Source organism: Gluconobacter roseus (genome assembly GCF_046058915.1).
In the GTDB taxonomy this organism is placed as follows: Bacteria; Pseudomonadota; Alphaproteobacteria; order Acetobacterales; family Acetobacteraceae; genus Gluconobacter; species Gluconobacter roseus_A.
Window position 1 is genome coordinate 169,897 of sequence record NZ_CP175538.1, and the last position, 14,417, is coordinate 184,313.

General features: G+C 61.5%; 11 protein-coding genes and 1 tRNA gene. 6 read left to right on the forward strand and 6 right to left on the reverse strand.

Annotation, left to right across the window (positions count from 1 at the left end; genetic code table 11):
* Positions 1-26: 26 nt before the first annotated feature.
* Complete coding sequence (recG, locus tag ACJ2A4_RS00840) at positions 27-2,177, reverse strand: ATP-dependent DNA helicase RecG (RefSeq protein WP_408873231.1); 2,151 nt, start codon at positions 2,175-2,177, stop codon at positions 27-29.
* 72 nt (positions 2,178-2,249) lie between these two features.
* On the opposite strand from recG, the gene mfd reads away from it, so the two are divergent.
* Entirely contained in the window at positions 2,250-5,771 is a 3,522-nt protein-coding gene (mfd, locus tag ACJ2A4_RS00845; protein ID WP_408873232.1) for a transcription-repair coupling factor, read from the forward strand.
* On the opposite strand, the gene ACJ2A4_RS00850 is transcribed toward mfd, so the two are convergent.
* Complete coding sequence (locus tag ACJ2A4_RS00850; protein WP_408873233.1) at positions 5,760-6,623, reverse strand: DUF2125 domain-containing protein; 864 nt, start codon at positions 6,621-6,623, stop codon at positions 5,760-5,762. The genes mfd and ACJ2A4_RS00850 overlap by 12 nt on opposite strands.
* Positions 6,624-6,721: 98 nt before the next feature.
* Between ACJ2A4_RS00850 and ACJ2A4_RS00855 the strand changes: the two genes are divergently transcribed.
* Together ACJ2A4_RS00855 and ACJ2A4_RS00860 are read left to right on the forward strand one after the other, a co-directional pair.
* Positions 6,722-7,549 carry a DUF1217 domain-containing protein gene (locus ACJ2A4_RS00855; RefSeq protein ID WP_408873234.1) on the forward strand — a complete coding sequence of 276 codons (828 nt, stop codon included), beginning with the start codon at positions 6,722-6,724 and terminating at the stop codon, positions 7,547-7,549.
* A 76-nt stretch (positions 7,550-7,625) separates the two neighbouring features.
* On the forward strand, positions 7,626-9,053 hold the full coding sequence (locus ACJ2A4_RS00860; RefSeq protein ID WP_408873235.1) for a pyridoxal phosphate-dependent decarboxylase family protein: 1,428 nt from the start codon (positions 7,626-7,628) through the stop codon (positions 9,051-9,053).
* Here the strand turns inward: ACJ2A4_RS00860 and ACJ2A4_RS00865 are convergent.
* The 3 genes from ACJ2A4_RS00865 to ACJ2A4_RS00875 form a co-directional block, all read right to left on the reverse strand.
* Entirely contained in the window at positions 9,007-10,881 is a 1,875-nt protein-coding gene (locus tag ACJ2A4_RS00865; protein WP_408874059.1) for a cobaltochelatase CobT-related protein, read from the reverse strand. The two genes, ACJ2A4_RS00860 and ACJ2A4_RS00865, sit on opposite strands and share 47 nt — an antisense overlap.
* 4 nt (positions 10,882-10,885) lie before the next feature.
* Complete coding sequence (cobS, locus tag ACJ2A4_RS00870; protein ID WP_408873236.1) at positions 10,886-11,902, reverse strand: cobaltochelatase subunit CobS; 1,017 nt, start codon at positions 11,900-11,902, stop codon at positions 10,886-10,888.
* 87 nt (positions 11,903-11,989) lie between these two features.
* On the reverse strand, positions 11,990-12,610 hold the full coding sequence (locus ACJ2A4_RS00875; RefSeq protein ID WP_408873237.1) for a DnaJ domain-containing protein: 621 nt from the start codon (positions 12,608-12,610) through the stop codon (positions 11,990-11,992).
* 68 nt (positions 12,611-12,678) lie between these two features.
* On the opposite strand from ACJ2A4_RS00875, the gene ACJ2A4_RS00880 reads away from it, so the two are divergent.
* Both ACJ2A4_RS00880 and ACJ2A4_RS00885 read left to right on the forward strand, forming a co-directional pair.
* On the forward strand, positions 12,679-12,993 hold the full coding sequence (locus tag ACJ2A4_RS00880; RefSeq protein WP_408873238.1) for a BolA family protein: 315 nt from the start codon (positions 12,679-12,681) through the stop codon (positions 12,991-12,993).
* Positions 12,990-13,583: a LolA family protein gene (locus ACJ2A4_RS00885; protein ID WP_408873239.1), complete on the forward strand. Its 594-nt coding sequence runs from the start codon at positions 12,990-12,992 to the stop codon at positions 13,581-13,583. Before ACJ2A4_RS00880 ends, ACJ2A4_RS00885 begins: the two co-directional genes overlap by 4 nt.
* Here ACJ2A4_RS00885 and lipB read toward each other — a convergent pair.
* Positions 13,564-14,247 (reverse strand): lipoyl(octanoyl) transferase LipB, encoded by a 684-nt coding sequence (gene lipB, locus ACJ2A4_RS00890; RefSeq protein ID WP_408873240.1) that lies wholly within the window; start codon positions 14,245-14,247, stop codon positions 13,564-13,566. The two genes, ACJ2A4_RS00885 and lipB, sit on opposite strands and share 20 nt — an antisense overlap.
* A 77-nt stretch (positions 14,248-14,324) precedes the next feature.
* Here lipB and ACJ2A4_RS00895 point away from each other — a divergent pair.
* Positions 14,325-14,410: transfer RNA gene (locus ACJ2A4_RS00895), tRNA-Leu, on the forward strand.
* Positions 14,411-14,417: the final 7 nt, after the last annotated feature.

The following is a 14,417-nucleotide window of genomic DNA, read 5'->3' on the forward strand; positions in this document are numbered from 1 at the left end:
CATTATATCTGCGTGAGCTTTTCTGTCTAACCGGAAATCAGAAGCCTGTCGGGATCATTCCGGTCAAATATTTCCAGCAGAAGTCTGAGTGCATGGCCCCGGGGACCTTGCAGATGCGGATTGCGGGCGATTTCACGCTCGCTATCCTGCTGCATGGCGGTCAGGAGCAGGCTGAGACGCGTACCCTGCGCCAACCGGAAACCGGGAAGTCCGGACTGTCTGTCCCCTGCGATGTCGCCGCCGCCGCGGATTCTGTAGTCCTCGTCGGCGATCAGGAAGCCGTCATTCGTGTCGCGCAGCAGGCTGAGCCGCCGGACGGCGGTTGGTGTGGCGGCCCGATCGTGGAGCAGCAGGCAGAAGGACTGTTTCGATCCACGTCCGACGCGCCCGCGAAGCTGGTGAAGCTGGGCCAGACCGAAACGCTCGGCTTGTTCGATGACCATGACCGAAGCCGCCGGGATGTCCACGCCCACTTCAATGACGGTGGTGGCGACGAGAAGGCGCGTTTTGCCCAGACGGAACGTGTCCAGCGCGTCCTGACGGACGGTAATGTCCTGCTTGCCATGGGCAAGGCCAACGAGGCCTTCGAAGCGCTGTTCCAGTGAAGCCCAGCGTTCTTCCGCCGCCGCTGCCGCCTGTGTTTCGCTGTTTTCAATAAGGGGGCAGACCCAGAAAACCTGCACGCCGTCACGCAGGGCGCGGCTGATGCCGGCAAGTACGCTGTCGAGCGAGTCCATGCTGTGCAGGGTCGTGCGGATCGGCTGTCGCCCCGGCGGTTTCGAGTCCAGACGGCTGACACTCATTTCACCCCATTCCATGAGCTGGAGCGTGCGGGGGATGGGCGTTGCGGTCATGACGAGGATGTCGGTCGCTTCCCCCTTGGCGCTCAGATTCATGCGCTGGCGGACACCGAATCGGTGCTGCTCGTCGATAACGGCCAGGCCGAGATCGTGGAAAGTCACGCCGTCCTGAAACAGGGCATGGGTGCCGACGACGATCTTCGCCGTCCCATCCGCGATGGCGGCGAGGGTCTTGCGCCGTGCCGCGCCCTTGATGGTGCCGCTCAGATAGACGCATTCGGTCGGGCAGAGACGGGAGAGTGTCTCGAAATGCTGACGGGCGAGGATTTCGGTAGGCGCCATAAGAGCCGCCTGCACGCCGGACTCGACGGTCTGGAGCATGGCGTTCATGGCGACAAAGGTCTTACCTGCGCCCACATCACCCTGAAGCAGACGCATCATGGGTGTTGAGGCGGAAAGATCAGCAGCAATTTCGGCAACGGCGAGTGTCTGGGCGTGGGTAGGTTTATGGCCGAAGCGGCGCAGCATTTCGGCCTGGAGTTTGCCGGTACCGGGGAAGCTGCGTCCGTGCCGCTCACGGGCTTTGAGGCGGGCGAGACCGAAGCAGAGCTGATCGGCCAGCAGTTCATCAGCGGCAAGGCGGGACAGAGCGCGGTTGCGGACAGGCTCCCATGCGATTTCCGGCGGAATGATCTCGGGGGACTGCATCAGCCGCAGGGCCTGCGTAAAGGACGGCCATTTCCGCTGGCTGACGAGGGCCGGGTCCAGCCATTCTGGCAAATCGGGCAGGAGGGCCAGAGCGGCACGCATGGCCTTGCGGACCGTGTAGGGAAACAGGCCCGCGGTCAGGGGCCAGATGGGTTCGAGCGAGGGAAAGCTGTCGCGTTTGGCCCAGCTTACAACATGGTCAGGTTGTGGCATCGTCAGTTTGCCCTGAAACGTGCCGGTCTTGCCGGAGACAAGAAGCTCGGCGCCGACCGTGGGGCTGGGCATGTTGCGCGTCTGGAAGAACACCAGATCCAGCTTTCCGGTATCGTCCTCGGTGCGGATGATGGAGGGCTGTCCGGGGCGTCCGGCCTTGCGCAGCGCGAGGACGCGGACATGGGCTGTCAGGATTTCGCCGGGCGCGAGATTGTGTCCTTCTGCGACTGTGCGCAGAATGCGCCGGTCAACAACCCGTTCGGGCAGGGTGAACAGCAAGTCCAGCACCCGATGGCCGCCCGCGATTTTCTCCAGCAGGGTAGCGTGCCGGGGGCCGATGCCGGGCAGGCTCGTCAGCGGTGCGAAGAGGGGAGCGAGACGGTCGTCCCAGGCTTCGTTGCGCTGTTCTTTGTCGGAATGGGATGGAAGAGACTGCGGGAACTGTTCGGACGGCATCGTGACAACGGGCGCTTCCCGTGCTCCTCGGGCTGACAGGCGATGGAACGGCAGGTATAGGGCATTAGCAGGATGGAACAAAACGAAACCATGACCCGTGAAATGTCCACAGCGTCCTTCGGCAGGTCTTTCGGACCAACCGTCTGGGGCGTGCCGGATGGCAGTGTGGCCTTTCTTCTCCGCCAGCGCCTTGCCGAGCATGACGGACCTCTGCTTCACGTTGCGCGCGATGACGCCGCTGTGGCCGCGCTGGCCGACATGCTGGCCTGGCTCATGCCGGAAGTGGAAGTTCTGCGTCTGCCTGCCTGGGACTGCCTGCCTTACGACCGTGTCTCGCCCAATCCGGTTCTGATTGCCGAACGGGCCGGGACGCTGTGCCGTCTGCTGGAGCCGACCAAGGCGCGGCGCATTGTTCTGACGACCGTCCACAGTCTGGTGCAGCGCGTCCCTCCGCGCTCGGCGTTCAGGGGGCAGTCCATCAGCGTGAAGACCGGCGAGAGCCTCGATCAGGCGATGCTGATCGAACTGCTGATCGCCAACGGCTACACCCGCACCGATACGGTCATGGAAGCGGGCGAGTTCGCCACACGGGGCGGGATTTTCGATCTGTTCCCGGCCGGCGAAAGCGATCCCATCCGGCTGGACCTGTTCGGGGATGAGGTGGAGAATATCCGCGCGTTCGATGTCGGCACGCAGCGCTCCACCGAGACGCTGAAGCGCTTTGAACTGCGCCCGGTCTCCGAATTCTCGCTGGGCCCGGATAGCATCAGCCGCTTCCGCACAGGCTGGCGCAATTCGTTCGGTCCGGCGGCGACGTCCGATACGATTTACGAGAATGTCTCGGACGGACGCCGTTATCCGGGCCTGGAGCATTACCTGCCGCTGTTTCATGACGGTGACGGACACCAGATGGAAACGCTGCTGGATTATCTGCCAGGTGGGGCAGTCAGCTTCGATCATCATGCGCCAGAGATCCTCAAGGCGCGGCTGGACATGATCGCCGATCATTATCAGGCCCGGCGCGTGCCGACGCGCGAGGGCGAGATCCCGTACCGCCCGCTGCCGCCGCACAGGCTGTATCTGGATGCTCACGGCTGGGAGTCGATGCTGGCGGATGTCCCATCCGTCATTCTCAATGCGTTCGCCATGCCGGACACGGCTCAGGGCGTAGACGCAGGCTATCGCCCCGGACCGCTGTTTGCGCGTGCCAAGGACGGAAGCCGGGCCGGCATGTTTGAAGCCTTCGGACAGCAGGTGAAAACCTGGGCCGAGGCAGGACGCAGAACCTACGTCACGGCTTGGAGCCGCGGATCACGGGAACGGATCTCGCACCTTCTGGCCGAGCATGGTGTCACGGCAACGTCCTATGAAGACTGGCCGGATGCCGCGGGAATGCCGAAGGGTACGACCGGCCTACTGACACTGGGGCTGGAGCGCGGGTTTGTTTCGGACCGTCTGTGTTTCGTCTCCGAGCAGGATCTTCTGGGCGAGCGCATTTCCCGGCCGCCGCGTCGCCGCAAGCGTGGCGAGCAGTTCATCTCGCAGGTCGGCGAGATTGCGGAAGGGGATCTGGTCGTTCATTCCGATTATGGGATCGGGCGCTATGTCGGGCTTGAGACGGTCGTCGAAGGCCGCGTCGCGCATGACTATCTGTCGATCCTCTATGACGGGGAACAGCGGCTTCTCCTGCCGGTCGAGAATATCGAGCTTCTGAGCCGTTTTGGCTCCGAACAGGCGGACGTTCAGCTCGACAAGCTGGGCGGCACGGCCTGGCAGGCGCGTAAAGCCAAGATGAAGTCGCGCATCCGCGTCATGGCGGGTGAGCTGATCAAGACGGCCGCAGCCCGTGCGCTCAAGGATGCGCCGACGCTCGCACCGCCTGAAGGGCTATGGGACGAGTTCTGCGCGCGCTTCCCCTTCGTGGAGACAGAAGACCAGTCCCGTGCGATTGCGGACGTGCTGGAAGACATGAGCGCCGGGCGGCCGATGGATCGTCTGGTCTGTGGCGACGTGGGCTTCGGCAAAACGGAAGTGGCGCTGCGGGCGGCGTTCGTGGCAGCACTTTCGGGGATGCAGGTCGCGGTTGTCGTGCCGACGACGCTGCTGGCCCGTCAGCACTTTCGTAGTTTTTCGACGCGCTTTGAGGGCTTTCCAGTCAACGTGGCGCAGCTTTCACGCCTGATCACGCCGAAAGAAGCCACGAAGGTCCGTGAGGGCATGGCGGATGGCACGGTGGATATCGTGGTCGGCACCCATGCGCTGCTGGCCAAGACCGTGTCTTTTGAACGTCTGGGCCTGCTGATCATCGACGAGGAGCAGCATTTCGGTGTGGCGCACAAGGAGCGTCTGAAGGCGCTGCGTGAGGACGTGCATGTCCTGACCCTGTCAGCCACGCCGCTGCCCAGAACGCTTCAGCTTTCGTTGTCCGGCGTGCGGGAAATGAGCCTGATCGCGACCCCGCCGACAGACCGTCTGGCGGTGCGCACATTCATCACGCCGTTCGACAGCGTCATGATTTGCGAGGCCATCCAGCGTGAGCGGTTCCGCGGCGGCCAGATCTTCTGCGTCGTGCCGCGTCTGGCGGATATGGACCGGATGGCCGAGCGCCTGACGGAAATCGTGCCGGACGCCAAGACCGTGCAGGCCCATGGACGTCTGACACCCACGGAGCTCGAACGCGTCATGACGGAGTTCGCAGACGGTAAATATGACATCCTGCTCTCCACAAACATCGTGGAAAGCGGGCTGGACATGCCCAGCGTGAACACGATCATCATCCACCGCGCAGACATGTTCGGCTTGGGGCAGCTCTATCAGCTTCGTGGACGTGTCGGCCGTGGGAAGCAGCGTGGTTACGCCTATCTGACCTGGCCGCAAACACGTCCGCTGTCTCCGGCATCGGAAAAGCGGCTTGAGGTCATGCAGACGCTGGACTCGCTCGGGGCCGGCTTCACGCTGGCCTCCCATGATCTGGACCTGCGAGGTGCGGGCAACCTGCTGGGTGATGAGCAGTCCGGGCATATCAAGGAAGTCGGGATCGAACTGTACCAGCAGATGCTCGAAGACGCCGTGATCGATATGCGCCGTGAGCGCGACAAGCGTCAGGACGACGAAGACAGCTGGACCCCGACCATCATTCTTGGCCTGCCGGTCCTGATTCCCGAGGCCTATGTGCCGGATCTGCCGGTGCGTCTGGGGCTGTACCGGCGCATTGCGTCGCTGACGAACGAGGCCGAGGTCGAGGCCATGCGCGCCGAGCTCGTGGACCGTTTCGGATCGCTTCCGCCGGAAGTGGGTAATCTGCTCGATGTGGTTCTAATCAAGCGCCTGTGCCGCGAGGCTGGCGTGGAGCGTCTGGAAACCGGACCGAAGGGTATGGTGATCCAGTTCCGTCGCAACCGTTTCCGTAATCCGGCCGCGCTGATCGACTGGGTAACGCGCAAGAAAGAATCGGGCGTGAAGATCCGCCCCGATCACAAGCTTGCGGTCATCCGCGAAATGACGAATGCGACCCGCATTGGCTATGCCAAGAAGGTCACGACCGTTCTGTGCAAGATGATCCGCAAGCTTGAGGCCGCGAAATCAGGGGACTGAGAACGGAAGCGGGATGCGGTTGACGGTCACGACACCGCCGCTCAGCCCGATATCCCATAATGTCGCGTCACCGCTCTGACGTCCCATCAGCCGGGCGATCGTCAGGGCGGCCACGACCTTCTTTGGAGCTGTGTCGCGGATCTGTCCGATCAGGGTCTCGACATTCGTGACACCGACATGCAGGTCTGCTGCCGATGTCGATGCGGTGGCGCCGGGTTCAATGGTGCCTTTGCCGTCGATGGTGCTGCTCCCAGAAACAGCGTGCAGGGCATTGATCGTGATCTGCTGACGCGCCGTATCAAGGCCCTGGACCGTCAGATCGGCTGAAAGCTGTGTCGGCATGAGGGGCTGCTTGGTATCGTGGATACCGGTGCCCTCGACTTTCAGATGCAGGTCCGGTGTCGTCTGGACGGCCTGGATCGAGGCCTTGCGGATCGTCATGTCATGGCCGGGGCGGGCCAGCTTGACGTCCGTCCATGTGGCCTGCGGCGTTCCGGGCCGGAGATCGCTGCTGTTGATCCCGAGACCCTGATCCTTGCAGGCATCGCTGATGCCGCCCCTGAAAGCGCTAAGCGCGGCATAGGCCGCCACGGCATTGAAACGCTCCAGAGTTGCGCCCTGCACGTGACCGGACGGATCGGACAGGCTGATGCCATGAATATCAAGCGTGATGTTAGTCCCGGTCAGCGTAGCATGAAGTGTTCTGGCCGTCAGGCCATGAGCACCGCTCTGGGTTCCGGCAAGCTCATAGGTGAAGCAGGATGCAGGCATGTCGGGCAGTGTGGATGCGCTGGCAACAGCGGGCATCAGGAGTGCTGCAGTCGCAGCAAGCAGCGTAAGTCGGGTGAACATGAGAGATCTCCGGAGGCTGGGGAGAAGGGCAAGAGACGTTAAGACTGTATTAGGGAATGGCGGGATAGGGTGACGCACCCGCTCCCTGTTTCGGAGAAATGCGCGTGTCTTCTTCCATCTCCGCCATGCCCGCAATTCCGCAGTATGTCTCCATCATCAAGGATGAAGACTCTTCGGCGAACAAGTGGGAAAAAACAAGCGTCTCCACCCAGCAGGCTGTTGCGGCTTTCAAGCAGGATGCGGCTTCGATCAAGACACCAGAGCAGCTTCTGAAAAACTACAAGGCGCTCAAGGTTGTGCTGGGGGCTTACGGAATGTCCTCTGCAATTGGTGAGACTGCAGTCATCCAGAAACTCATGACGCAGGACCCGACATCCTCGAAATCCCTTGCGCAGACCAGCGGGAACTCCTCCTGGAAGGCCTTTGCAAATGCCTTTTCCGACTGGACGACCTCGCCGCTGTCCTCTCCTGATACGGTGCAGAGCATCACCCAGAGCTATCTGACCAACAGCTACGAAGACAGTCTGCAGACAGAGACGCCCGGCCTTGGAGATGCGCTGTATTTCACCCGGACGGCGACGACGGACATGACTCTCGCCAACGTCATGTCGGATCCGAAGCTCCTGAAGGTAGCCGAGGTTGTCTCCGGATTTGATACTACGCAGTTCGGTGCACTGGATTACGACCAGCAGGTCCGCCTGCTGGGATCGAAGCTGGATATGTCCAAACTCAGCACCACCAAGGGGATTCAGCAGTTTGCGCAGCAGTATCTTGCTCTGCTGCAGATCCATCCCACGGCGACCACAACACCCGCGAGTATGCTGACCCTGTATGGTGGGGACGGATCCACGACCGGTATTCTTTCCCTCTTTACGGGAAACTCCAGCAGCGACAGCAGTTCCTCGCTGTATTCCGCTCTGCTCTAAGCCTTTTGCTGACGTGACATTGCAGGAATGGCCCTGTATCGCAGACACCTGATGGATTTCAGGTGAAGGGATAATCATGGCCGGACTGGACCCTACCGACTGGCGCGGTATCCGGGAGATCGGGCATCGGATGCTGGATGAGGTTTTCGACCGCATGGAGCATGTGGGCGAGGGGCCGGTCTGGCGACCCATGCCGCCTTCGGCTCGCCAGGCCCTGAAGGAAGGGCTTCCCGAAACGGGACATTCCCTGAACCATCTGTACGAACGCTATCTTGATCTGGTCGTGCCCTATGGCGTGGGGAATACACATCCCGGCTTCATGGGGTGGGTGCATGGGGCCGGGACACCTGTCGGAATGCTGGCGGAAATGCTGGCGGGCGGACTGAACGCCAATTGCGGCGGTCGGGATCATGCACCGATTGAGGTCGAGCGTGAGGTGATCCGCTGGGCCTTGCAGATGGTTGGAATGCCGCAGGACGGGTCTGGTTGTCTGGTGACCGGTTCGTCCATGGCCAATTTTATCAGCGTGATTACGGCCAGCCGGGCGCAGAACCTGTCCATACGGAAGGAAGGCATTGGTGGCCGGGGCCTTGTGGGCTATGCCGCGACGACCGCTCATGGATGCCTACCGCGGGCCTTTGATCTGGCAGGGCTGGGCAGCGACGCACTTCGCCGCGTTCCGGTTCTGGCGGATCATCGCATGGATGTCTCGGCGCTGCGGGATATGATTGCTGCCGATCGAGAAGCCGGCCTGGTGCCGTTCATGGTGGCCGGGACGGCTGGAACGGTCGATTGCGGCGCGATTGATGATCTGGCGGCAATCGAGGCTATCGCTCATGAGACTGGGCTCTGGTTTCATGTGGATGCGGCTTTCGGCGCGCTGGCCTGCCTGTCAGAGCGTTTCCTGCCTAGGCTTTCCGGAATTGAGAAAGCGGACAGTCTGGCGTTCGACTTTCACAAATGGGCGCAGGTTCCCTATGACGCGGGCTGTGTGCTTGTGCGTGACAGCCATAAACACGCGGCGGCCTTTGCCCAGTCTCTGGATTACCTGACGCGCGAAGATCGCGGACTGGCCGCCGGCGCGCCGTGGTTCTGTGATTTTGGGCCGGATCTGTCCCGCGGGTTTCGGGCCTTCAAGGTCTGGATGACGCTCGGGCACTATGGATCGGAGCGTATGGGGCAGATGGTCGAGACGTGCTGCGACGTCGCGGCGGATCTCGCCAAGCGGGTTGAGCGGACGGAAGGACTGGTCCTGCTGGCCCCTGTCACGCTGAATATCGTCTGCTTCGGTCTTGAAGGGCTGGATGACGCCGAGGTCTCGGAACTGGTACAGGATCTGCATGAAAGCGGGATCGCTGCACCGTCCACGACACGAATCAACGGTCGGCTGGCGGTGCGGGCGGCGATCGTCAATCACCGGACCACAACCATCCATACCAACCGGATGCTGGATGCGGTTATCGCGTTGCGTGACGAGCGCCTGCGGGCGCGAACAGCGCGCTGAGCTGGGACATCATGGTTCCGCCGAGATCTTCGGCGGAACTGATGGTGACGCTGTTGCGGTAATAGCGCGTCACGTCATGACCAATGCCGATGGCCAGCAGTTCCGTGCTCCGGTCCGCTTCGATCCGGGCAATCACCTGCCGGAGATGGTCTTCCAGATAATTGTGCGGATTGGCGGAGAAGGTGCTGTCATCCACAGGCGCACCATCGGAAATCACCATCAGGATATGGCGATGCTCCGAACGGCGACGCAGACGTTTCCAGGCCCAGAGCAGGGCCTCGCCGTCGATATTTTCCTTGAGTAGACCATCGCGCAGCATCAGGCCCAGATTGCGCCGGGCGCGCCTTAAGGGCGTGTCCGCATCCTTGTAGATGATGTGCCGCAGATCGTTCAGGCGTCCCGGCTCAGCGGGACGACCGGCTTTCAGCCAGCGCTCACGGCTCTGGCCACCTTTCCACTGGCGGGTCGTGAAGCCCAGAACTTCAACTTTCACGCCACAACGCTCAAGCGTACGGGCCAGAATGTCACCGCAGATGGCCGCCGTGCCGATCGGCCGGCCACGCATGGAGCCGGAATTGTCGATCAGAAGAGTGACGACCGTATCGCGAAATTCCGTCTCGCATTCATGCTTGCAGGACAGCGGCATCGTCGGGTTGGTCACGACACGGGACAGGCGCCCAGCGTCAATGATGCCTTCTTCCTGATCGAACTCCCAGCGGCGCTGCTGCTGGGCCATGAGGCGGCGCTGCAACCGGTGCGCCAGACGGGAGACAAGGCCGTGCAACTGGGACATCTGCTGGTCAAGCTTCTGACGCAGACGCTCCAGTTCATCCGGATCACACAGGTCCGAGGCGCTGACCTCTTCGTCAAAATCAGTCGTATAGGCTTTGTAGCTGTTGGGGACTTCGGACGGACCGGCATCGGCCTGCTGATCCGAAGGGCCTGCCGCTTCCTCGGTGCCGTCTTCGGACATCTCGGCGGCTTCGCTGGCGTCACTTTCCCCCGACAGACCGGTTTCACCACTCTCAGGCTGATAGCCTTCTTCTTCCTCTTCCGTAGCGGCAGGAGCCTGCTGGTCCTGACCATCCGCTTCGGGAGCGTCGCTGTCCGTTGTTTCCTCTTCATCAGACGGCAGATCGGACGGTGCCATCTGCTCCTCGTCTTCATCGGGGACAGCCGTGAGCTTGCAGGCACCAAGGAAGCGGGTTGTCGCACGGGCAAACGCGGCCTGATCGCTCTGGGTACGGGCCATGTCTTCCAGAGCGGCCTTGGCGGCCGGAGTCAGGGAAGCGCGCCATTCATCCAGAGCCGGACCAGCCTGCACCGGCATGGGATGACCGCTCATAGCCTCGCGGGCAAGAAGATCAAGCGCGACGGGAGCCGGCATGTCCTCGCGCGTTTTCATGCGGTTGCAGCCAAGTTCGGCACAGTGCTGGGCAACACGCTGTTCCAGATTGGCACGAACGCCAGCCATGTGGCGTGACCCGTAGACCTCGCAACGGGCCTGTTCGAGCGTATCGAAAGCCTGTCGGGCCAAAGGTTCTGACGGCACGCCGGCAGTTTTTTCAGCGTGATACCGCATCCGCAGCGCAGCAGCATCCGCAGCGCCACGGATCTTGCGAATTTCCCAGTCGTGCATGTGGCGCGACAGATGCGGGAGTTCCACGCTGTCGGCGCCGGACTGATTCTGCTGGCTTCCTTTGACGGCGCCCTGGAAATCCACACCCTGTTCCGGCGCACCACCCATGGCGCGCAGGGTGGCGACAGTCGCCTGCCGGAAGCGTTCCTGCTTTTGTTCGTCAGTCAGGGAGTTCTTGGGAGCGGACAAGGGATCAGGCCAGCGGCGAAGCGTTGAAGCAGCGCTGATAGTACTCAGCCACGATGCCACGCTCGGCTTCATCGCATTTATTGAGGAAGGTCAGGCGGAAGGAGAACGCCACGTCATTGAAAATGCGGTTGTTCTCGGCCCAGGCGATGACGGAACGCGGAGACATGACAGTTGAAATGTCTCCGGCCATGAAGCCCGCGCGTGTCAGGTTTGCCAGAGCAACCATGCGCTCGACCAGTGTCGTAGCATCCTTGTCTTCTGCCGGGATTTTCAGTTTGGACGTCACGATGCTGACTTCCTGTTCCCGCGGCAGGTAGTTCAGGGTGGCGACGATGTTCCAGCGGTCCATCTGGCCCTGATTGATCTGCTGGGTGCCATGATACAGACCGGTCGTATCGCCCAGACCGACCGTGTTGGCAGTCGCGAACAAACGGAAAGCGGGGTTGGGCCGGATCACGCGGTTCTGGTCCAGAAGTGTCAGGTGGCCTTCAGCTTCGAGCACGCGCTGGATGACGAACATCACATCCGGGCGGCCGGCGTCATATTCATCAAAGATCAGGGCGCAGGGATGCTGGAGGCACCAGGGCAGCAGGCCTTCGCGGAATTCGGTGACCTGTTTGCCATCCTTGAGCACGATCGCATCCTTGCCGATCAGATCGATCCGCGAGACATGGCTGTCGAGGTTGATCCGGACGCAGGGCCAGTTCAGGCGGGCGGCAATCTGCTCGATATGGGACAATTTGCCGGTGCCGTGGAAGCCCTGAACCATGACACGGCGATTGAACGCAAAGCCTGCGAGGATGGCGCGGGTCGTGTCTTCATCGAACTTGTAGGACGGGTCAATGTCAGGAACATGCTCGGTGCGGACCGAATAGGCCGGAACCTGCATGTCCGTGCGGATACCGAAGACCTCGGCCGATGACACCATACGGTCCGGAGCCCCGAGAACGCTGGTCGGGACAGCGGCGTTTTCAGCGGTGGTCACGGCTTCCGGGGTCTCGATCGTTGCGAAATCACTCATGGATCTGACAGGCTTTCGTTAGGTCTTTGGATACAGGACGTTCTGAAGAAGATGGAGCCTTGGCGTCCTCTGTTCCAGTCTAAAAATTCAGGAAACGAAATCGTCCTGACGCGTGAAATGGACTTTCAGAACCGCATAGGCCGATCCGATGGCCTTGAACCGCTCTTCGGATTTCGCATCACCGATATTGGCATCCGGATGATGCTGGCGGGCGAGGGCGCGATAACGGCTCTTCACCTCATCGAACGAGACCGGCCATGTCAGGTCCAGCGTTGCCAGAGGCTGGCGCAGGAACTCGGGGATCCCGGCGGCCTGGACGGATGCACGCTGGCGCGCGGCATCTTTCGCACGTTCGGCGCGGCTGTGGCGGGTGGCACCGAGAATGTCCAGCGGATCGATGACGTCATCCTCATTGAATTCCGCCTTGTTGGCCGTGCCCGTGCCAAGCTTCCATGACGGGCGTTGCCATGAGACATCTGCCCGCAGATGCGCCTCGATCTGCCCCGGCGTCATGCCGCGATAGAAATCCCAGCGGGAGTTGTATTCGCGGACGTGGTCGAGGCAGAACCAGAAATAAGAGCGCAGGGCATCGCGCCCGCGCGGCGCACGATAGCCGGCAGGTTCATTGCAGCCCGGATGGTCACAGACCTGTTCCGGCGCGTCAGGATCGGGATCGAAAGCCCGGTGTCTGGTGGATTTGCGCTGCATGGTGTCTGATATGGGCAATCACAGTGGCCCGATGCAAGCGGGCATTCCTCAAGCCGGATGATTTTACCATGTCTGAAACAGCTTCACGTTCCTCCACACAACCGGCGAGCCGACGGGAGCGGATCACGGAAATCCTTCAGCGTGAACTTGCACCGAGCAGGCTCGAAATTCATGATGACAGTGCCCGGCACGCGCATCATGCCGGTGCAAAGGCGCTTGGCGGCGGCGGTGAGACACATTTCAATGTAGCCATCACGAGCGCCCGTTTCGATGGCCTGAACCGGGTGGCACGTCATCGTCTGGTCAATAGCCTTCTGGCCGGGGAGTTCAGTTCCGGGCTCCATGCGCTGTCACTGGTCCTGCACGGAGAGAAAACACCATGAAACGCGCCCTGCTGGCTCTTCTGCTGCTGTCTGGCTGTGCGACGAGCGGTTATGGGATCCTGCCTCAGTCGGAACAAAGCGATGTGCGTCGTATCGAGGCCTATCTGAACGGCATCCGGGGGCTACAGGCCGCTTTCGTGCAGCGCGGACCGGATGCGGGCCAGAGCGAAGGACGGTTTTCGTATGTTCCGGGACATCTGAGGCTGGATTATATCGTGCCACACCCGATGGAACTGGTGGCCGGAGAGGGACATCTCGTGCTTGCCGATCAGGGAACGGGGGCTGTGACGCATCTGTCTCTGAAGCACAATCCGCTCGGGCTGTTGCTGAAATATCCGATCCGGTTTGATGGCGACGTTCAGGTGACGGATGTCCGCCACGGAAACGGATCGCTTCAGGTTTCCGTGGCGCAGGCGGATAATCCGTCCCAGGGACTGCTGACGATCCAGTTTTCAGACGTGAACGGGCAACTCAGCCTGATCGGATTACAGGGTGTGGATGCCCGCCAGCATCATTTTGGTGTCCTGCTCTCCGACGTGCGGCAGGGCGTGATGATCGTGCCCTCCGTCTTTACGCCGCCCGCGGGATAGAACCAAAACGCTCTGGCCATGACGTGGCAAGGGCGTCATCGAGATCCTTCATCGTCAGACTGCTGTCGAATCGCTGGAGACTGGTGACGCCGAATTCGCGGATGCCGCAGGGGACGATGCCGTCAAAGTCGTTCAGATCCGGGCTGACATTGATTGAAACGCCATGCCAGCTCACCCAGCGGCTGACACGGATGCCCAGTGCACCGATCTTGGCTTCCAGACCGGTGAGGGGGTCGATTGTCCAGACACCGATTCGTCCTTCCCGCGTAAAGGCTTCAACGCCCAGCTGGGCAAGTGAATCGATCATCCATCCTTCCAGCCCCGCCACGAAAGCCCGCAGGTCGCGGGGAGGGACGGTACCGTTCTGGTGCGTCAGGTCCAGCATGACATAGCCGAGGCGCTGTCCCGGTCCATGATAGGTCCACTGGCCTCCACGCCCGGCCGCGTAAGTCGGATATCCATGCGGATTATAGAGATCAGCATCTTTGGCGGACGTACCGGCTGTAAAGACAGGCGGGTGCTCGACCAGCCAGACCAGGGGTGCTGACGTTTCCTGATGGATCTCCTTTGCGCGCGCTTCCATGAAGGCGAGCGCTTCGGGATAGGGCGTCAGTCCCGGCGTGGATTTCCACAAAATTTCTTCATAAATCTTATTCCGGGTCATTGCCCTCGTTTCTGGCATCGGCTATAGCCCCTCCCACACCGGACGGTCATGCACCACGCAGGACCGTTTGTCACGGGGCGGCCGTGGCGGAATGGTAGACGCGCAAGCTTGAGGTGCTTGTGGGGGCAACCCCGTGGAAGTTCGAGTCTTCTCGGCCGCACCACTGACAT